The 21,135-nt window shown below is 30.8% G+C and carries 15 protein-coding genes; 12 read left to right on the top strand and 3 right to left on the bottom strand.

Translation table 11 applies throughout. From position 1 onward, the window contains the following. On the bottom strand, positions 1–615 hold the full coding sequence (locus ACY2IJ_RS01290) for a hypothetical protein (protein WP_476725355.1): 615 nt from the start codon (positions 613–615) through the stop codon (positions 1–3). Between the two features lie 124 nt (positions 616–739). Between ACY2IJ_RS01290 and ACY2IJ_RS01285 the strand changes: the two genes are divergently transcribed. Then, entirely contained in the window at positions 740–1,861 is a 1,122-nt protein-coding gene (locus ACY2IJ_RS01285; RefSeq protein WP_476725353.1) for a lactonase family protein, read from the top strand. A 32-nt stretch (positions 1,862–1,893) separates the two neighbouring features. On the opposite strand, the gene ACY2IJ_RS01280 is transcribed toward ACY2IJ_RS01285, so the two are convergent. Continuing rightward, on the bottom strand, positions 1,894–2,811 hold the full coding sequence (locus ACY2IJ_RS01280) for a patatin-like phospholipase family protein (RefSeq protein WP_476725352.1): 918 nt from the start codon (positions 2,809–2,811) through the stop codon (positions 1,894–1,896). 68 nt (positions 2,812–2,879) lie between these two features. Here ACY2IJ_RS01280 and ACY2IJ_RS01275 point away from each other — a divergent pair, with 68 nt between their 5' ends. The 11 genes from ACY2IJ_RS01275 (at position 2,880) to ACY2IJ_RS01225 (ending at position 19,940) form a co-directional block, all read left to right on the top strand. After that, positions 2,880–3,446, top strand: a complete 567-nt coding sequence (locus tag ACY2IJ_RS01275) for a hypothetical protein (RefSeq protein ID WP_476725351.1) — start codon at positions 2,880–2,882, stop codon at positions 3,444–3,446. A gap of 86 nt (positions 3,447–3,532) precedes the next feature. Further along, positions 3,533–4,765 carry a peptidase T gene (pepT, locus tag ACY2IJ_RS01270; protein ID WP_476725350.1) on the top strand — a complete coding sequence of 411 codons (1,233 nt, stop codon included), beginning with the start codon at positions 3,533–3,535 and terminating at the stop codon, positions 4,763–4,765. Positions 4,766–4,904: 139 nt separating this feature from the next. Continuing rightward, the gene (gene lysA / locus ACY2IJ_RS01265; protein ID WP_476725349.1) at positions 4,905–6,110 is read left to right on the top strand and encodes a diaminopimelate decarboxylase; all 1,206 of its coding nucleotides are present in this window, start codon (positions 4,905–4,907) and stop codon (positions 6,108–6,110) included. 243 nt (positions 6,111–6,353) lie between these two features. Continuing rightward, positions 6,354–6,929 (top strand): Crp/Fnr family transcriptional regulator, encoded by a 576-nt coding sequence (locus ACY2IJ_RS01260; RefSeq protein WP_476725348.1) that lies wholly within the window; start codon positions 6,354–6,356, stop codon positions 6,927–6,929. Positions 6,930–6,984: 55 nt separating this feature from the next. Beyond that, positions 6,985–7,695, top strand: coding sequence for a DUF4386 domain-containing protein (locus tag ACY2IJ_RS01255; protein WP_476725347.1), 711 nt, complete (start codon positions 6,985–6,987; stop codon positions 7,693–7,695). Between the two features lie 29 nt (positions 7,696–7,724). Then, entirely contained in the window at positions 7,725–8,273 is a 549-nt protein-coding gene (locus tag ACY2IJ_RS01250) for a DUF3575 domain-containing protein (RefSeq protein ID WP_476725346.1), read from the top strand. Positions 8,274–8,445: 172 nt separating this feature from the next. Beyond that, positions 8,446–9,549: a helix-turn-helix domain-containing protein gene (locus tag ACY2IJ_RS01245; RefSeq protein WP_476725345.1), complete on the top strand. Its 1,104-nt coding sequence runs from the start codon at positions 8,446–8,448 to the stop codon at positions 9,547–9,549. A gap of 111 nt (positions 9,550–9,660) precedes the next feature. After that, positions 9,661–10,767, top strand: coding sequence for a helix-turn-helix domain-containing protein (locus tag ACY2IJ_RS01240; protein WP_476725344.1), 1,107 nt, complete (start codon positions 9,661–9,663; stop codon positions 10,765–10,767). Between the two features lie 346 nt (positions 10,768–11,113). After that, complete coding sequence (locus ACY2IJ_RS01235; RefSeq protein WP_476725343.1) at positions 11,114–13,489, top strand: TonB-dependent receptor; 2,376 nt, start codon at positions 11,114–11,116, stop codon at positions 13,487–13,489. A 5-nt stretch (positions 13,490–13,494) separates the two neighbouring features. Continuing rightward, positions 13,495–14,376, top strand: a complete 882-nt coding sequence (locus ACY2IJ_RS01230; protein WP_476725342.1) for a DUF4249 family protein — start codon at positions 13,495–13,497, stop codon at positions 14,374–14,376. A 68-nt stretch (positions 14,377–14,444) separates the two neighbouring features. Next, entirely contained in the window at positions 14,445–19,940 is a 5,496-nt protein-coding gene (locus ACY2IJ_RS01225; protein ID WP_476725341.1) for an MG2 domain-containing protein, read from the top strand. Positions 19,941–20,027: 87 nt separating this feature from the next. Here the strand turns inward: ACY2IJ_RS01225 and ACY2IJ_RS01220 are convergent, their stop codons facing one another. Then, positions 20,028–21,065: a LamG-like jellyroll fold domain-containing protein gene (locus tag ACY2IJ_RS01220; protein WP_476725340.1), complete on the bottom strand. Its 1,038-nt coding sequence runs from the start codon at positions 21,063–21,065 to the stop codon at positions 20,028–20,030. Positions 21,066–21,135 lie beyond the last annotated feature (70 nt).

Raw genomic sequence — 21,135 nt, 5'->3', positions numbered from 1 at the left:
TTATTTATTTAATCCTAAATTAAAAGTGATATCTACATCATTTTCACCACCTGCATTGGTTATATCTCCACTAGCAACACCTTGAGCAAATTTATTTGGCTCATGACGTAAAACAATATTGATATCTCCACCTTTATAAGAATTCCCTGTTGTAAAAGTAGTTTCAAGACCAATTGGGTTCCCATCTGCATCTTCATCAGCATATTTAACAGTTAATCCATCTATATTATGAATGTAGAAAAACTGGTGATCCTTTGCTTCTTCTTTTATTTCAGCATCTATGTCATCTCCGTGTTCATGACCATGCTCTTCACCTTTTTCCTCTTCTTCGTGATGATGTTCATCTTCCTCTTCTTCACCATTTAAAGAGATTACCGCATTGTATGTTTTACCCGATTCTAAACTTCCTGCTGTTTTTTCACTTTCATCAACTACTCCGTCTCCGTTTTCATCATGCCAATGAACAACAACGGCATCTCCTTCATCATTAGGTGTTAAAGTTAAAGTTACGTTGGCTATTAACTCTGATTGATTAGGTATTATTGGATCGTCTTTTTTACAAGAAACAATACTACTTGCTATAACTAACGCTGCTACAATTGCTTTAAATTTCATTGGACTCTTATTTTATGTACATCTTTTTTATTGGCTGCAAAGATATAAACCTTTTCAAATAACGCAACGCTGTTGCATTTATTTTTTGTGTTAAAAAATTAATATCTTCACAAAAAATATATAAATGTATAAATCCATATTAAAAGCTATTCTTATCACAGGATTAATCACTTCTTGTAAACCTCATAAAACCATGCTAACAACTTTAGAAAACTCATCTTTTTATATAGGAACTGTAACTAACAGTAATTTTTCTACAAGCAAAGGTATTTACCAATCTAATATTGATCAAAACGGTACCCTATCTCCTATAAAATTAGTCGCTACAACAAATAATCCATCTTATTTATGTACAACAGAAAATCAAAAATTTTTGATTAGTACTAGTTCTGGAGGAGCAATTGGATTGAGTAGTTTTAAAATTGAAGAACATAAATTAATCCCTATAAGTACTTCTGCTACCGGAAAATCTCCTTGTTACGTATCTACACAAAACGGATATGTTTTAAATGCCAATTATGCAGATGGAAGTGTTGATTTACATACTATTGATGATAGCGGAAAATTGAGCCCTATTTTAGATACACAAAAACACAGTTATTCTACACCTAGTAGTCATAAAAGACAAAAAAAAGTCTTTGCCCATTCGTGTTATTTTGAACCCAACTCTAACAATATTATTGCCATTGATTTAGGTGCAAATAAAATTTTATTTTCGAGCATAAACCAACAAACCAACAAATTTGTACCTAATGCATTTAACGAATTAGCACTTCCTGAACATAGCGGGCCAAGATTGATTACCTTTCACCCTACACTTCCTGTTTTTTATGTGGTTAATGAACTTAGTGCTACGGTTTCTGTGGTAGAAAAAAACACAAAAGAAAACACCTACCACATTATAGAAACAGTACCTACTTTACCTACTGATTTTGATGTAAACACCAATACAGCTGCACATATAGAAATTACCAAAGACGGTAGATTTTTATACATGAGCAACAGAGGACACGATAGCGTTTCTGTTTTTAGTGTGGCCAAAAACGGAATTTTATCTTTTGTAGAACGTGTTTCGGTGCACGGTAAACACCCTAGAAATTTTTCTTTAAGTACAGACAATCAATTTTTAGTTGTTGCCAATAGAGATACAAATAATATTTGCTCTTTTAAAAGAGATGCAAAATCTGGAAAACTAACTTTTGTAGATGAAATAGAAGCACCAAGAGCTACTTGTATTTTATTCTAACACTTAAAAAGGGAGCTAATTAGCTCCCTTTTTTATTTATCTGCGAATTTTAATTCGTTCATATCTGTATTTCTATGTTTATTTTTTGCGTAAGTATAACCATCTCTCCACCATTCTGTCATTAATTCTTTATCAAAAACTAAGGAGTTGGTGGTTAAAATTGTAGGTGTGTAATACAAATTTAATTGTACCTCTCCATAATGCGATGCCAATTTACCTATAGATACATTGTGATTTCTAACCTGTTCCAACGTAAAATCCAACACATCAGAAATTAATGCAAATGGGTTTTTTGCAGGAATATTGGCTATTAACTTTGTTTCTGTATCTAAAATAATCACATCTATTTCTGTAGCACCACGATTGATTGCTTCTTTAATAGGAACCAAAGAACCAAAACCTCCATCGGCATATTGAAAATTATCTTTTTCATACAAACTCATAAAAGGTACGTAGTTACAAGATGCCCAAATCCAATCACAAAATTGTTCCCTTTCAAAATCTTTAATGGATTTGTATTCTACCTTTCCCAAAGTTAAGTTAGACACCGTTACCACAATATCTTTATGGGTAGCTTTTAATTCATCAAAAAAAACATCGTCTATAGTTTTGTGTAGTAATTTTCTAAGATTTTTACTTTCCCCAAATGTTTTTTGTTTTCTAATTAAGTTCCACAACACTTTAAAATGATTGATTGACACCGTTTTAGCACCTCTCCTCCCTTTTATAACAAACGGATTTACACTAAATATTGTAGATTGATTTACGTTGGTATACAACTCCTTTAGTTTTTTAATTCTACCCAACGCTAAGTGAGATATTAACAAACTACCTGTAGAAGTTCCTACTAAAATATCGTATTCCTTTTTTTCTTTAATAAGTAAATACTCTGCTACTCCTCCTGCAAAAGCTCCTTTACTACCGCCTCCAGAAATTACCAATGCTCGCATATATGTTTTTGATATTTTAGACTTATTTTAGTCAACTAAATATACATATTTAATTGTTAACTATTCAGATGAAAAAAATTCATTACTTCCTATATTTTATCATAGCTACACTCCTATTTTCTTGTCAACAAAAACCTACTATTTTTAATGTGATTGATTGCAATTCTAACACAGAATTTCATCACACGAAAACCATTAGAGATGTAAAAAATAGATTTGAAATTAGCATTGGAGAACATTGGAAAAGAGAATTGTATTTTGATGATTATCAGTCTAGAATATACGCAGCAGACACTACCCGTAACTTTTCGGCATCTTTTCTTGTTGATGTTACTAGATTTAAAGGAAAAATAATTATTGAAGAAGAATTTAAAAACAAAATTAACCAACAAATTTTGGCCAATCCTAATACCTATATTATAAAAGACAAACTCATTACTTTTAAAGAAAAACCCGCATATGCAGTGTATAGTTTCCAAAAAAATGCAACCAACGCAATTTATACCATTCAGTGTTATGTGGCCGATAAAGAATATTATTACTTACTATCATCACAAATAAACGGTAGTCAAAATTTATCGCAAAACAGCTGCGAAATTGTACATATTTTTAACTCACTAAATATGCTTCCTTAAACAAGTAAAAGCAAATCGGTTTTATTTTACAAAAGTTTATGCTTGTTGTAAACACTTAGCTATTTTTGCCAAAAATTGTACATAGCATGCAACACATTCTAAATAGATTTATTAGCTATATAACGGTAGATACACAATCTGACCCAAACAACCCTGCTTTTCCTAGTACCGAAAAACAATGGGTATTGGCTCGTATGCTAGAAAAAGAATTAAAAACCATTGGTTTAAGTAATGTACAATTGGATGAAAACTGTTATTTAACCGCAACTTTACCCAGCAATGTAAACTACAACGTTCCTGTAATTGGTTTTGTTGCCCATATAGACACCAGCCCAGATTTTAGCGGAAAAAATGTACATCCACAAATTCATAAAAATTACGATGGTGGAAATATTGTTTTAAATGCAGAACAAAATATTGTTTTAGATGCCACCTATTTTGATGACATTCAGCAATACAAAGGGCAAACCATTATTACTACTGATGGAACTACGCTTTTAGGTGCCGATGACAAAGCGGGAGTTACAGAAATTGTAACCGCTATGGAATATTTAATCAATCATCCAGAAATTAAACACGGAACCATTCGTATTTGTTTTACTCCTGATGAAGAAGTAGGAAAAGGAGCTCATAAATTTAATGTAGAAACTTTTGGTGCCGAATGGGCTTATACCATGGATGGTAGCCAAGTTGGAGAATTGGAATACGAAAATTTTAATGCTGCAAGTGCAGTAGTTACTGTTCAAGGAAAAAACGTACATCCGGGCTATGCTAAAAACAAAATGGTAAATGCTATTTTGGTAGCTCAACAATTTATTAACGGATTGCCTGCTGATGAAGTTCCAGAAAAAACAACTGGATATCAAGGATTTTATCATTTGCATGATATAAACGGTGATGTAGAAAAAACAACCTTAGAATACATTGTTAGAGATCACGATTTAGAAAAATTTAAAGCTCGTAAAGAAACCATGAAGTCTTTAGTATCTTCGCTGAATCAAAAATTTGGAGAGGATATTTTTTCTATTGAATTAAAGGATCAATATTTTAATATGAAAGAAAAAATAGCTCCTGTAATGCATATTGTAGATATTGCAGCAGCAGCTATGGAAAAAGAGAACATAAAACCTATATACAAAGCCATTCGTGGTGGTACAGATGGTTCTCAATTATCGTTTATGGGCTTGCCTTGCCCTAATATTTTTGCAGGAGGACACAATTTTCATGGAAAATACGAATACGTTCCTTTAGAATCTATAGAAAAGGCGATTAAAGTAATTATAAATATTGCTGAAATTACAGCAAATAAGTATAAATAAATTTAAACGAAACTGTAGATTTATTTAAGACAGAAAATTCTCGACTCCATTCGAACACCTAAGTCATCAAGCGGAGTCGAAATGTAGCCACTAAGGTGACATTGAATATTAATAGAAAGTAGATTTAAAAATAAAAATAATGGACAATCAATTTTTAATTTCATTAACAGAAAAATACGGAGCACCGTTGTATGTATACAATGCAGATATTATAGAACGTCAATACAAACGTATGATGAATGCTTTTTCTTCTGTAAAAAATGTAAAATTAAATTACGCAGTAAAATCTAACACCAACATTAACGTTCTTAAATTTTTAAAAAACTTAGGATCTGGAGGAGACTGTGTATCTGTTCAAGAAATTAAATTGTGTTTGGCTGCTGGTTTTAACGTAAAAGATATTTCTTATACTCCTAATGGAGTTTCTTTTGCAGAAATTACAGAAGCTCATCATTTAGGGGTAAAAATTACTTTAGACAACTTATCTAGTTTAGATAAATTTGGAAAAGCATTTCCTAAGGCTCCTGTTTCTTTGCGTATCAATCCGCATATTATGGCAGGTGGAAATGCTAAAATTTCTGTAGGACATGTAGATTCTAAGTTTGGTATTTCTCATACTCAAATTGAAGAAATCAAAAAAATAGTAACAGCCAACGGAACTCCTGTAAACGGTGTACACATGCACACAGGTTCTGACATTAAAGATCCTAGCGCATTTGTAGAAGCTATGGAAGTATTGTTAGGAATTGCAAGACAATTTGACACGATTGAATTCATTGACTTAGGAAGCGGTTTTAAAGTTCCTTATAAAGATGGAGACCATGCAACCAACTTAGAAGAATTAGGACCTATATTAGGAGCTAGTTTTAACGCTTTTTGTGATGAGTACGGTAAGGAATTAAAGTTGATTTTTGAACCCGGTAAATTCTTGGTAAGTGAATCTGGTAAATTTTTAGCCAAAGTAAATGTCATCAAACAAACACCTAATATTAATTTTGTTGGGGTAGATAGTGGATTGAATCATTTGATGAGACCTATGATGTATGATGCTTACCACAGAGTACACAACATATCTAATCCTGATGGTGAAAAAGAAATCTACAATGTAGTAGGGTACATTTGTGAAACCGATACGTTTGCAGAAACTAGAGAACTAGGAAAAGTAAGTGAAGGTGATATTATTTGTATGGACAATGCAGGAGCGTATTGTTTTTCTATGGCTTCTAACTACAACTCTCGTTTTAGACCTGCCGAAGTTTTAGTTGTTAAAGGACAAGACTATTTAATTAGAGAAAGAGAAACTTTTGAAGATATTCTAAAAAATCAAATTGAAATTGATTTATAGTAAGGCTATAAACCAAAAAACGCTAACCATATGGTTAGCGTTTTTTGGTTTTGATGATGACAATCTTTCAACTATTTTCTTTCCCTAATTAAATTTCCCATCTGACAAAAACATTAAATAATATATATTTTCATAAAATCCAATAATAAGAACAATTGACCGTTTTTAAAAAAAATATTCCTTAATTGGAATTTTCATTGAAAAATAACATCTTCCAAAATTCTATTTTAAATCCCTATAACCGTGAAAAATGAAATTCTAAAATACCTTTCAAAATATACTAAAATCACTCATGAATTAGAAAGCGCTATTGTAAACAGCACTTTTATTGAACACTTTAAAAAAGGTACGATTCTACTTAAAGAAGGTGATATTTGTATTGAATGCTATTTTATTTTAAAAGGATGTATAAGAAGTTATATTGTTGAAAACGGAGAAGAAAAAACTATTGAATTTTATACCGAGGAATATGCCGTTACACCTTCTAATTATGGAACATCTAGTCCCTCTAATTATTACTTAGAATGTGTTGAAAATGTGATAGTTAGTGTGGGTAACCCTAAATTAGAAAAAGAAACATTTCAAAAGTACCCAGAATTAGAATCTTTGTCTAGAGTTATTGGCGAGGTTATAATGGCTAAAAATCAAGACTCCTTTGCTAAATTTAAAACTTCCAATCCTGAGGAAAGATACTTAGATCTGTTAAAAAATAGATCAGATTTAATTCAACGAGTCCCTCAGCACCAAATAGCTAGTTATTTAGGTATTAAACCCGAATCGTTAAGTAGAATTAGAAAAAGAATACTTACCAAAAAATAATTTCTTAACTATAGTCAATGAAATCTAAATTAGATCCAGGCTACTTTTGTAGCATATGGAAAATAAACGAAATTCGAGAATTGCAGGAACTCTAATCCTTTTGGGAATAATTACTGGTATTTTAAGTATTATTCCTTCAATTGATAATGAAAAATATCTTGAAATTGTTTATCTAAACAAAAATACCGTTTTAATTGGAGCTCTTTTTCAATTTCTTTTAATACCAATTTATATTAGTTTCTCTTTAATATTATTTCCAATATTAAAACAGTATAGTAGTTTTCTTTCTATTGGATTTGTTGGATTTCGATTTATGGCGGGAGTATTTCAATTAATAGGAATAATACTATTGCCAACATATATCCTTTTAAGTGAAAAATACTTAACAGAGATAAATAGTGATTTAAAATTTTATGAAACAATTGGTCAAATATTAAAAAACACTAGAGATTTAGTAAACCATTTAGGTGTGATTACAGCAACAGGATTAGGAAACTTACTTTTTTACGCTATACTTTATAAACAAAAAAACATCCCAACTTGGATTTCAATATGGGGAATAGCAGGAAACATATTAATTATGACTGCTGGTTTTTTAATTTTTTTTCAACTACTTACTGTTATTTCAACCGAATACATAATTATAACAACTCCGCTTTTATTACAAGAAGTAATTTTGGCTATTTGGTTAATTAAAAAAGGAATCACAAACCCTAAAAAAACATATTCAATCAAATTTAACACGAATAAACAATTCCAAATATAATTCAATCAAAAAAATCAAATTCCAGTATTATGAAAAACCCTCTCTTAACAATAGCTATCCTATTTTCAATTCTTACAGTTAATGGACAAAATAAAGATGAAATAACCCCTTATTCATTCGAAAATAAAAATGAACTAAAAATTAATGTTTATTTCACAGCATTTGGATTATTTGAAACAACTTATGAAAGAAATTTAAATAGAAAGTCATCATTAGGAATAACAGGATTGTACTCATTCAGTAAAAAATATGATGAGGATGTAAATTTTCAAATCTCTCCTTTTTACAGAAGATATTTTGGTAAAAAATATGCTTCGGGTTTCTTTATTGAAGGATTTGGAACACTAGGTTCAATAGATGGAAAACAACTAACAGATGTCAATGGAAATATTACTTTAAATGAAGGTCCTGATGTTATTGACTTATCACTAGGTTTAAGTATTGGATACAAATGGGTTACCAAAAAAGGAATTGTTTTTGAAGCTTTATTTGGTATGGGAGGTAATTTATTTAACGCTAATAAAACGGACCATAATATAATCAACCGTCGTGCAATAAGTATAGGTTATCGATTTTAACTTGCTTAGCTAGCTAAATAATACCTTTTACTATTTAACTAATCCTTTCTTAAATTTTAAATTCCACAAATTCTATTTGTCAATAGTTATTCTAACCATATTTAACCATAACATAAACTTAAAAACATTAAAAAAACTAACTTTACACTTAACTTGTTATGCTTAAAAATTAATGATTAAACTTTTAGAATTTGTACTTGTTAGCGGTATAACTATTATAGCTACTTTTCTTTTTATGCTTTTTAAAGCACAAAAAAAAGAATTGCACTTTAAGCTTTTAACCCTATTTTTTATGATTTTGTTGAATTATCTGATTATAGGATATGCAGACATTAACGAGTTTAACATTCTTATATTAATTGCTTTTCCGGTGGTAGATAATATTGAATTTCTACTTGGTCCCATTATTTTACTCTATGTAGAAGCTCTGTTTAATCATAAAAAAACAATTCAAAAAAAAGATTATTTACATTTTTTACCTGCTTTAGTTTATTTACTATTTTTTACCATACCTACAATTTTTTCCTTTTTTACAGACACCTATCTTTTTGCTTATCTACACAAAAGAGATGAGTACGAGGACATATTATACATTCTATTAATCTGTTATTTAATAGCCTATATTTCTTTTGCTAAACTTAAATACAATCAATATTTAAAAGTATACAAAAACTTATTTGCAACATCGTCTATAGAAAATGTTAGTTGGGTTAACAAAATGCTTTTAGGTATTTTGTTTGTTTGTTCTATTGATTTTTTTGTAGGGTTTTTTAGCTTTTTTATTCCTAATAATTATGATTCCTTTTACATTACTATGATTTTATCGGTTGTATTAATTATTTACTTAGGATACTACGGAACCAATCAAGCTAAAATTCTTTTGCCCGAAGGGATCATTGAATTTAAACCTAAAAATAAAAATTTAAAACCTACAGAAACCATTGCCTTAAAGCAACAACTGAATTTGTTATTTGATAAAGAAAAAATTCATCAAGATGAAAATCTAAATCTTCAAAAACTTGCAGATGCAATGCACATTAACCATAAAAAACTTTCTTACCTGCTAAACAACCACCTTCATACTAATTTTTACGAACTCATTAACAAAAAAAGAATTGAGGATGTGAAACAAAAAATGGAAGATCCTGCTTACCAACATCATAACATGATTGAAATTGCTTATGAATGTGGTTTTCAATCCAAAGCAAGTTTTAATAGAATTTTTAAAAAAGAAACCAACACATCTCCTACAGAATATAAAAAAAGGTTAGCATAAGAAATTGTCTAAATCTTAATTTTTACACCATCAGCAATTCTATAACTACCCAAAACCTAAACTTAAAAACTCTAACTTTGTTACTAAACAATTTTATTTTTTGAATACAAGATGAATAAGTTTATAGAGTTTTTACTTATTAGCGTTGTTACTATTGTTAGTATCTTAATTTTATTGCTTTTTAAACAAAAAAGTAAAGACACGCACACTAAAATATTAATTGTCTTTTTTATTGTTCTGCTTAACTGTTTACTGGTTTTATATGCTATACAAATTAAATTTGATATTCTTATTTTAATTACATTCCCAATAGCAAACAATATTGAATTTATATTAGGTCCTTTAATCTATTTCTATATTGAATCTCTGTTTTATCATAGAAAAAAGTTAAAATTTAAACACTATTTGCATTTTTTACCTGCCGTTCTTTATTGTGCTATTTTTACAATTCCAGAGCTGTTTACATATATTTTAAATATTCCTCTTTTTAAATATTTAAAAATTACACGAGATAATGACAACTTATTAAACTTACTTTTAAACGTTTACCTAATTACCTATAATATTATTTCTAAAGTAAAATACAATTACTATTTAAAAGCATTTAAAAATTTATTTTCTGTAAGTTCAATTAACAATATAAAGTGGGTAAATCATATGCTAATTGGTACAATTGCCATTACTGGTTTTGCTCTTGTTATTGATGGTATCAACTTGTTTTTTAATCAAAAAAATGAGACTTATTATTTTTCCATTTTAATGGCTGCTATTTTAATAGTCTATTTGGGATATTACGGAACCAATCATTCAAAATTTTTATTACCCGAGGGAACTTTAAAGTTAAAACCAAATCAAAAAAAATTAAAACCTACAGAAACCATTGCCTTAAAGCAACAACTGAATTTGTTATTTGATAAAGAAAAAATTCATCAAGATGAAAATCTAAATCTTCAAAAACTTGCAGATGCAATGCACATTAACCATAAAAAACTTTCTTACCTGCTAAACAACCACCTTCACACTAATTTTTACGAACTCATAAACAAAAAAAGAATTGAGGATGTGAAACAAAAAATGGAAGATCCTGCTTACCAACATCATAACATGATTGAAATTGCTTATGAATGTGGTTTTCAATCCAAAGCAAGTTTTAATAGAATTTTTAAAAAAGAAACCAACACATCTCCTACAGAATATAAAAAAAGGTTGATACAGTAACCCTGTTTAATGGTACTAACAACCATTATACAGATACTTTTTAGAAGTTAATCTATTTTATACTTTCTAAAACCCAACAACAACTATTTTTGATTTAGATAGTATAAACAAAAAAATAAAATTTATAAGCCATCTAAATGTCATATTCATTTAAATTGCTTAACAAATATTTTCCAAAGCAATGAAAATTTGAATTCAATTTTACCAAAAACAAACCAATCTTTTTAACAAAATATAAAAACACTATTAAAACAGTCTAAAATAGGTCTCACTGCTTCTTTTGAAACCTTTAAGACCTAAAAAAAGCATTAATTTGCAGCCAATTACAACAAATAAACACAACTACATGAAAAAAATTTTAATGCTCTTACTCCTTATCGTAAGTAGCAGCTATGCACAAGAAAAATTCACAATTACAGGTGTTGTTAAAGATGCAAGTTCTGGAGAAACCTTAATTGGTGTTAGTATTATAGAACCCGTAGCTTCTCAAGGAACGGTTACCAACGAATATGGTTTTTATTCCTTTACACTTCCAAAAGGGGAATACACCATTAAAGTGTCTTATTTAGGGTATAACAATTTTACTAAAAAAATTAACCTTACTAAAAACACAACACTTAATGTAAACTTACAAGAAAATTCAGAAAACCTAGATGAAGTGGTCATTTCTGCTTACACCGAAAAAATAAGCATTAAAAAAGCTGAAATGAGTGTAAATAAAATGAAAGTACAAACCATTAAAGAAATTCCTGCCGTATTGGGAGAAGTGGATGTGTTAAAATCTATTGTTACATTGCCCGGGGTTACCAATGCAGGTGAAGGACAATCAGGATTTAACGTTCGTGGTGGTGCTGCCGATCAAAACTTAGTGTTGTTAGATGAAGCTACCCTTTTTAACTCCTCTCACCTATTTGGATTCTTTTCTGTAATTAATGCAGATGCCATTAAAGATTTAAAACTTTACAAAGGTGGAATTCCGGCCAAATTTGGAGGACGAATTTCTTCTGTTTTAGACATTCATCAAAAAGATGGAAATAAATATGAATTTCACGGAAACGGAGGAATAGGATTGCTGTCTTCTAGATTAACTTTAGAAGGACCTATTGTTAAAAAGAAAGCCTCTTTCTTTGTAAGTGGTCGTAGGTCTTATGCCGATTTGTTTTTACCCCTAATTCAGCCAGAAAACAAAAGCAAAGCTTATTTTTACGATTTAAACACCAAAGTAAACTGGGAAGTAAATTCTAAAAACAAATTGTACTTGTCAGGATATTTTGGTCGTGATATTTTTTCTTTAGGAACAACATTTGTAAATAAATACGGAAATGCTGTAGCCAACTTACGTTGGAACCACATTTTTAACAGTCAACTATTTTCTAACCTATCGCTTATTTACAGCAATTACTACTATGGTTTAGAAATTGGTATTGCTGGGTTTCAATGGGATTCTGGATTGGAAAACTACAATCTTAAATACGATTTAAAACAATATTTTAACGATGATATTGTCATCAATTACGGAGTACAATCTATTAACTACATTTTTAATCCTGGAAAAATTCAACCAAGCAAGCCTGGAACAGGAATAGAAACCAACCAAATAGCAAAAAAATATGCTATAGAAAACGGCGTGTACATTGATGTTGAACACCGATTGAGCGACAGAATAGATTTAAGATATGGACTGCGTTGGAGTAATTTTTTAAGATTAGGGGAAAATAATATTAATATTTACGAAGGTTCTCCTGTTTTGTACAATAAAGAAACAAAACTTTACGAACAAGCAGAACCTATTGGACAAGTAAACATGGATAGAAGTAAATTAAGAAAAGCTTTTAACAACTTAGAACCAAGATTCTCTATTGCATATGCCTTAAACAATAAAAGTTCTTTTAAAGCCAGCTACCAAAGAATGGCACAATACATTCATATTCTATCCAACACTCAATCTCCTACCCCTTTAGACATTTGGACACCTAGTGGAGAATATATCAAACCCCAATTATCTGATCAAATTGCCTTCGGATACAGTCAAGATTTTAATAATATGTATAGTTTAACTGCCGAAGTTTTTGGAAAAACAGTACAAAATAGAATTGACTATACAGATGGTGCAGAATTGGTAGCACAAGAAGCCGTAGAATCTGTTATTTTAAATGGAAAAGCAAGAGCCTATGGTTTAGAATTGATGTTTAAAAAAGAAGAAGGGAAATTTAACGGATGGATTAGCTATACTTTATCTAGATCTGAACAACAAACCAAAGGAAGAACAGCCGAAGAAGTAGGAATTAACAACGGAAATTGGTATGCAACTGGTTATGATAAAACTCACGATTTAACTGTAATTGCCAACTATAAAGCTTCTAAAAAATGGAAATTTAACACTAGTTTTAACCTACAAACAGGACAACCTGTTACCTATGCCAATGCTAGTTATGGTTATTTAGACTTAAATGTTCCTAATTACGGACCCAGAAACTCTAAAAGATTGCCTTTATATCACAGAGTAGATGTTTCTGCTACTTACGTTCCTAAAAAGTATGAAAACAAAAAATGGAAAGGAGAATGGGTTTTTAGCATTTACAATTTGTACAACAGACAAAATGCATCTGCTATTACCTTTGGACAAGAGGAAAATTTTAAAACCGGAACCACACGAAATATCACAGAACGTTTAACAATGTTCGGAATGATTCCTTCAGTTACTTTCAACTTTAAATTCTAACAATCATGAAAAATTACATATACATATTCTTTTTAGCTTTCTGTACCCTATCCTGTACCAAAGAAGTTGTTTTAGACGATATTTTAAGCGCTACACCTAGATTGGTTGTAGAGGCTAGTATAGATTGGAACAAAAATGATGATGAAGCATCCAAAACACAAACCATCAAATTAACAAAATCTACACCTTATTATAGCCAAGACTACCCAATAGTTACAAATGCAAATATTACAGTAACCAATAGCAGTAACGAATCTATGGGAACTTTTGCTTATGATGCAACCCAAAAACTATATGTGGCTACAGATTTTAAAAAACCTGTTCTTAACGAAACCTATAGCATAAAAATTGAAGTTGACGGACAAGTTTATACTGCCGAAGACACCTACACATCTATAGAAGACCCTAACTACATTACACAAAGTTTAAACAAAGATTTAGATCCTGAGGGAATTATTCAAGTAGATTTAAACATAGACAATGAAATAGGTGTAGACAACTTCTTTTTATTCAAAATAGAACCACCAACAAGTATATCTCTTTTGCCAGAATATTCTAATGCAGATGATGATTTATTAAGCGAAGTTCCTGGTGAAAACAATTATGACTTTACTTATTTTGAAGAAGAATTATTACCTGGAGATTTGTTAAAAATTACCAGCTACGGAATTAGCAAACGTTATAATGATTTTTTAACTAAAATACTATTAACTGCCGAAGGTAGCAATGGACCTTTTTCTACCGCTCCTGCAACTATTAGAGGAAACATCTTAAATCAAACCGATGAAGAAAACAGAGCTTTTGGTTATTTCTCTATCAACCAATTTACGTATATTGAATATACTGTAAAAGAAAAATCGGACAAAGAAATAATTACAGAGTATTAAGAATTTCTCTCTTCTTTTTAGTTTAGACTTTTTGATTGTAAATCCCTACTTTAGGAAAAAAATTTACAATGAAAAAGTCTTTTCTGTTTTTAGCATTCTTATGCTTTGTTGTTTCCTTTCTTGTTGACAGTTGCTCTCCTAAAAAAGAACCCAAAAACAATCCTGATATTGACTATAGTACTTACATTTACAATCATACTTCAGGTATAAACTCCGTTAAAACTCCAATAACAATTTATCTTGCTCAAGAGTCTTCTATCAGCAATCAAGACCTTAAAAAAGCTTTTTCCATACAACCTAAAGTCAATGGAACTGTAGAAATCATCAACCAAAAACAAATAATTTTTACCCCTGCAAAAAATTTAAAAAACAACACGGTTTACACTATAAACCTTAATATCAACAAGCTATTTCCAAAAGCATTAAAAACAGAAACCACTTACAACTTTACTTACAAAACAAAAAAACAAAATTTTGAAGTTCACACCCAAGCCATTCAATCTTATAACCGAGACTGGCAATATGTTTTAGGAAACATCACCACGAACGATGTAACTTCTTTAGAAAAAGTAAAACAAATTTTAACCGCTACGCAAAACTCAGAAAACAAAAAAGTAAAGTTTGATGTAGTTACTGTAGACACCAACGTTTTTTTATTTAAGATAGATAGTATTTACAGAGGATTAGACGATTCTAAACTATCCTTAACATACAACGGAGCTCCTATAGGTGTTGACAAACAACAGCAAAGAGAAATTCACATACACGGAAAAAACAACTTTAAAGTGGTGGATGTAAAGGTAATTAATGATGCTGAACAAAGAGTTGAAATTAATTTTAGCGACCCTGTAGATAAAAACCAATATTTAAACGGCTTGATTTCTATTCAGTCAAGTGGAAAATTAAAATTTGTTAAAAGTGGAAATGTGGTTAAAGTCTATCCTGATAAAACTTTAAAAGGTGAATTAACCATTGGCGTTAGAAAAGGGATTAAAAACACTTACGGATACAAATTTAAAGAAGACCTATACAAAACCCTTTCTTTTGATGAACCCAAGCCTGATGTTAAATTTTCTAAATCCGGAAACATACTTCCTAATTCAGAAAACTTAAACATTCAATTTGAAGCCATCAATCTAAAAGCGGTAGAAGTTAAAATTTACAAAATATTTGAATCTAATATTCTTCAGTTCCTACAACAAAACAACCTACAAGGAAATCAAAACTTTAAAATGGTAGGAAGACCCATTTTAAGAAAAATAATTCCTTTGCAACCCAAAAATAGTTCCGCATACGCTAAATGGCAAACCTACGGATTGGCTTTAGACAAGCTTATTAACATAGATAAAGGAGCTATTTACAAAGTAGAATTGTCTTACAAAAGAAGTTATGCAACTTATCAATGTAAAGGAGAAACAAACAGCAATACAACACCTGTAGAAAGCATCAACTTTGATGAAGAAGAATTAGAAACTAGCAATTGGGACAACAACCAATATTATAGCAATTATGAAAGTTACAATTGGCGAGAAAGAGACGATCCTTGTACAGATTCTTACTATGCTAACAAATCTATTTACAAAAACGTAATTGCTACTGATATTGGAATTACCGTAAAAAAAGGAAACAACAACTCTTATTTTATAGCCACTAACAACACAGTTAGTTCTGAACCTATGTCTGATGTTGCAATTACATTTTACAACTTTCAGCAACAAGCCATTTACAGTACCCAAACAAATGAGGAGGGAATTGCTATTAGCCATTTAGAAAATACTCCTTTTATTGTTACAGCTCAAAAAAACGGACAAACCACTTACTTAAAAGTAAACGATGGAAATGTATTGTCTATGAGTAATTTTAATACCAACGGAGTAAAACCTACCAAAGGAATTCAAGGTTTTATATATACAGAAAGAGGAGTTTGGAGACCTGGAGACACCATTTTTATTGGCTTTATGTTAAACGACCTTAAAAACAAAATTCCCGCAGGACATCCGGTAACTTTAGAACTTAAAAACCCTAACGGAGTTTTAAAACACAGAAAAGTAAATACACAAGGAACCAATAATTTATATACCTATGCGGTTCCAACTCAAAGCAGCTACGAAACTGGAAATTGGAACCTAAGCATTGCTGTAGGTGGTGCTGTGTTTAACAAGACTTTAAAAGTAGAAACCATCAAACCCAATCGTCTTAAAATCAACATTAAAACCGATACAGAAATTTTAAGCAATAACAACCAAATAAACATTGCTGCCAAATGGTTACATGGAGCCATTGCCAAGGAATTAAAAGTAGAAACTGATTTGACCTTAAAAAGTCAAAATACAGAATTTGAGCACTATCCAGCTTATGTTTTTAACGATCCTAGCAAACATTTTGAAACCGCACAGACCAATGTTCTAAAAAGTAAATTAGATGCACAAGGAACCACAAAATTCACCTTAAAACCTAAAACCAACAGCAATGCTCCGGGAATGTTAAAAGCTTATTTAACCACTAGAGTTTATGAAAACGGGGGAGATTTTAGCACCGATGTGTACACACAAACCTATTCACCATTTACCATATACACAGGAATTAAAAGACCCGTGGGAGACAAAGCTAGAAATATGCTGCTTACAGACAAACAACATTTGTTTGAATTGGTAAGTGTAAATAATCAAGGAAAACCGGTAGCCAACCAAAGCTTAGAAATAAACATTTACAAAATGAAAAACAGTTGGTGGTACAACAATAACAACAACTATTCTCAGTTCAATTCTGCTTCATACCAATCTGCTGTATTTCATCAAACAGTCACCACCAATGCTCAAGGAAAAGCGAATTTTAAGTTTGAAGTTAAGTATCCTGAATGGGGTCATTATTTTGTAAAAGTAACCAACAAAAAATCCGGGCACAGTACTGGAGAAAGTGTATTTATTGATTGGCCAGGATGGGCTGGAAAAGCAAAAAAAGGAAATCAGAAAGAAGCGGCCATGCTTATTTTTACTACAGATAAAGAAACCTATCAAATAGGAGAAACGGTAAGCGTAAACTTCCCTTCATCGGAACAAGGAAATGCATTAATTACTCTAGAAAACAATACTGAGGTTCTTAAACATTACCGAATTCAAACTCAGAAAGAAAGTACCAATTTTACTTTCACAGTAGATCAAAGCATGACTCCTAACGTGTACATTAACATCCATACTTTACAAGCTCACAACAATACTAAAAACGATTTGCCTATAAGAATGTATGGGTTAAAAAACATTACTGTAGAAAATGCTTCATCTCACCTATTCCCTATTCTTAAAGTGGCCAAAGAAGTAGAACCTGAAAAGGAGTTTGAAGTAAAAATATCAGAAAAAAACGGGCAACCCTTTACCTACACGATTGCTGTGGTAGATGAAGGTTTGTTGGATTTAACAAGGTTTAAAACCCCTAATCCATGGAATACTTTTTATGCCAAACAAGCTTTAGGTATTAAAACTTGGGATATGTACGATGATGTAATTGGTGCATTTGGAGGAAAATTAAATCAGGTATTTAGTATTGGTGGAGATCAAGATTTGGGAGCTGCCAAAACTCAAAAAGCCAATAGGTTTAAACCTGTGGTTATTTTTAAAGGTCCTTTTACCTTAGACAAAAACAAAACCGCCACACATAAAATAACGCTTCCTAAATACATTGGAGCTGTGAAAGCAATGCTTGTAGCACATCAACCTAAAAACGAAGCTTATGGAAAAACAGAGCAGAGTATTTTGGTTAAAAAACCATTAATGCTATTAGCCAGCGCTCCTAGAAAAGTAAGTCAGAACGAACAAATTAAAATTCCAATTACAGTTTTTAATTCTTTAAACGGAACACAAAGTGTAAAAGTTGAAATTAAAACCAATGAGGTTTTTAGCATTGTAGGAACTAAAACACAACAAGTTACTTTTAAAGAACCTGGTGATGAGATTGCTTATTTTAACATAAAGGCCTTAACTTCTGGATTAGGAAAAATTAGTATCAAAGCAAGTAATAAAAATCACAGCGCTAGTTACGATATTGAGTTAGATGCTTACAACCCAATAAATAAAATTACCAAAAGCGAACAATTTATTATAGAAGCCAATGCTAAAAAAGAATTGGTGGTTGATGGATTTGGAATAGAAAACAGCAATACAGGAACTATTGAAGTTTCTACTTTTCCGCAGATAAATTTTACGGATAGATTAAAATATTTAATCAAATACCCTCACGGATGCTTAGAACAAACAATCTCGGCTATTTTTCCGCAATTGTACATCAATGAGTTATTTGAAACCTCTTTAATAGAAAAAAATAAAATAGCCGATCATATCAATCGTGGAATCCAAAAACTAAACAATTTTCAATTAACTAACGGAGGATTTAGTTATTGGCCAGGAAATCAGAAAGCAAATGAATGGGCTACCACCTATACCGGTCATTTTTTACTAGAAGCAGAACAACACGGATTTTCTTTGCCTTATAATTTTAAAAACAATTGGATTGCTTATCAAAAGGAGACCGCAAGAAATTGGCGAAAAACAGAAAACAACACCTATGTAGAACAAGCTTACCGTTTGTACACCTTAGCACTGGCCCAACAACCAGAAATGTCTATGATGAACCGTTTAAGAGAAGATGCCAAACTTTCTAACATTGCCAAATTAAGATTGGCTTTGGCTTATGCAACTATAGGGCAAAGTAAGGCTGCCTTGGAATTAACACAAAGTGCTTCATTAATTAATTACACCAAAGTGCATCAAATAAACCATGGTTCTACATTGGCCAACAAAGCCATAGCTTTAGAAACGTACCGAGTTTTAAACCACTCCACAAAGGCTAGAGAATTGTTAAACGATATTGCCAAAGAATTAAACGCAAACACCTATTTAAATACCAAAACAACTGCTATGAGCTTATTAGCCGTGGCTAATTATTACAAAAATGTAGCAAACAAAGGTTTGGATGTACAAGTAAAAGTAAACAAGCAAAAGCTAAATATAGCATCTAAAAAATCTATACAAGCTAACAATGTTGAACTTACTAAGGGAGCCAATAAAATTCTTGTAAACAATAAAAACAAACAACCTTTGTATGTAAAATTAACCTACGCAGGAATTCCAGAAATAAATACCGAAGAAAACATTTCTAAAAATATAGTTACCCATATAAAATATGTAGATGCCAACGGTAAACAAATCGATGTAAAAAATCTACCGCAAGGAACTAATTTTACCGCAGAAATAGAAATTAAAAACACCTATAACAAAGCAGTGAAAGATGTAGCCATGACCTATCAAATTCCATCTGGTTGGGAGTTGTTAAACACACGCTACGCAACAGGAGAAACCAACACCAACAGTGCTATTACTTATACCGATATTAGAGACAATGCTATTCACTATTATTTTGATTTAAAATCCAATCAAAAAATAAATTTAAAAGTAAGAATAAACACCACCTACTTAGGTTCTTATTATTTACCAGGAACGCATGTAGAGGCTATGTATGATGATAATTTTATGAGTCATACCAAAGGAATGTGGATTGATGTAACTCCTTAATTTTAATTCTCTAAACACTATAATTTTATCCATTAAAAAAGGCTGTTTACACAGCCTTTTTTAATGGATATAGAAAAAGATATTTTATTAATTTTTAAGTATTTTTTTAACCGTTGTTCCTTCTGTAGATTTTATAATAAAAGAATACATTCCAGATTTTAAATTAGAAACATCTATACGGTTCTCTTTTGCAGATAAAGATTTATGCATCAATTCTCTACCACTTACATCATAAACCGTAACTGTAACATTCGTTAAGCTTTTTAAATTAATTTCTACACTTCCTAATGTTGGGTTTGGAAAAATTATAACATCAGTATCTATATTAAAATTTGCAATATTTAAAATCGTACAGTTACTTACAGGGGAACCTGATAAAAAATTACTACTAGATCCTGATAAGGAAAAACTTTGAAAAGTTCCATGGTGTCCATGAGAAGTTGCATCTAACAAACTTGTTATCCCACCATTATTTCCATATGCATCACCTTGATTAAACTTGTAATAAGCTACTAAACCTGTTTCATTTCCTACCAATTCACATTCTTTATTAGAATTAATTTCTGCAGATGTTCTTGCAACATTCCAAATGCGTAAATCATCTAAATCTCCCCAAAACCCCGTATTGTTATACAATGTTCTTAGTCCCAACAATAAATCTCCAGAACCTTGATATGGACTTATTGAATTTTGTCCTACCAAAACTCCATCTTGGTATACAGATCTTACATGAGTAACAGGATCATATACACATGCCCAATGATGCCAATTGCTATCTGTATTGTAATTAGATATAAATAAATCATTTCCAAAAAAAGAAAAATGAAAAAAACCATTTCTAAAACCAATTTGTAATTGTTGACCATATGCTTCAACTCCTTGACTTAGTATATAACCCGCTTGATAAAGATTGTTAAATTTAGCATAAAACTCAATGGTAATAGGAGAATTAGCAAGATTAATACCTTGAATTCTTACATAGTCATTATGATTTCCAAAATTTAAATGTGTTGCGGACTCTACAACATTCACTTTTTGTGCTACAGAAACTAAATGATTCTTTTGTGCGTATATAGTATTAAGGCATAGGAAAGTCCATAAAAAAAAGTAGTTTTTTAGTTTCATAAGTATAAGTTGTTACTATTATTTAATTAATTAGCAAAACTACTAGACTATAAAAAACATCAATCGCCCA

The sequence above is a fragment of the Wenyingzhuangia gracilariae genome (genome assembly GCF_056387575.1).
The sequence above is the reverse complement of the archived record's forward strand: the minus strand, read 5'-3'. Positions and strand labels throughout refer to the sequence as shown.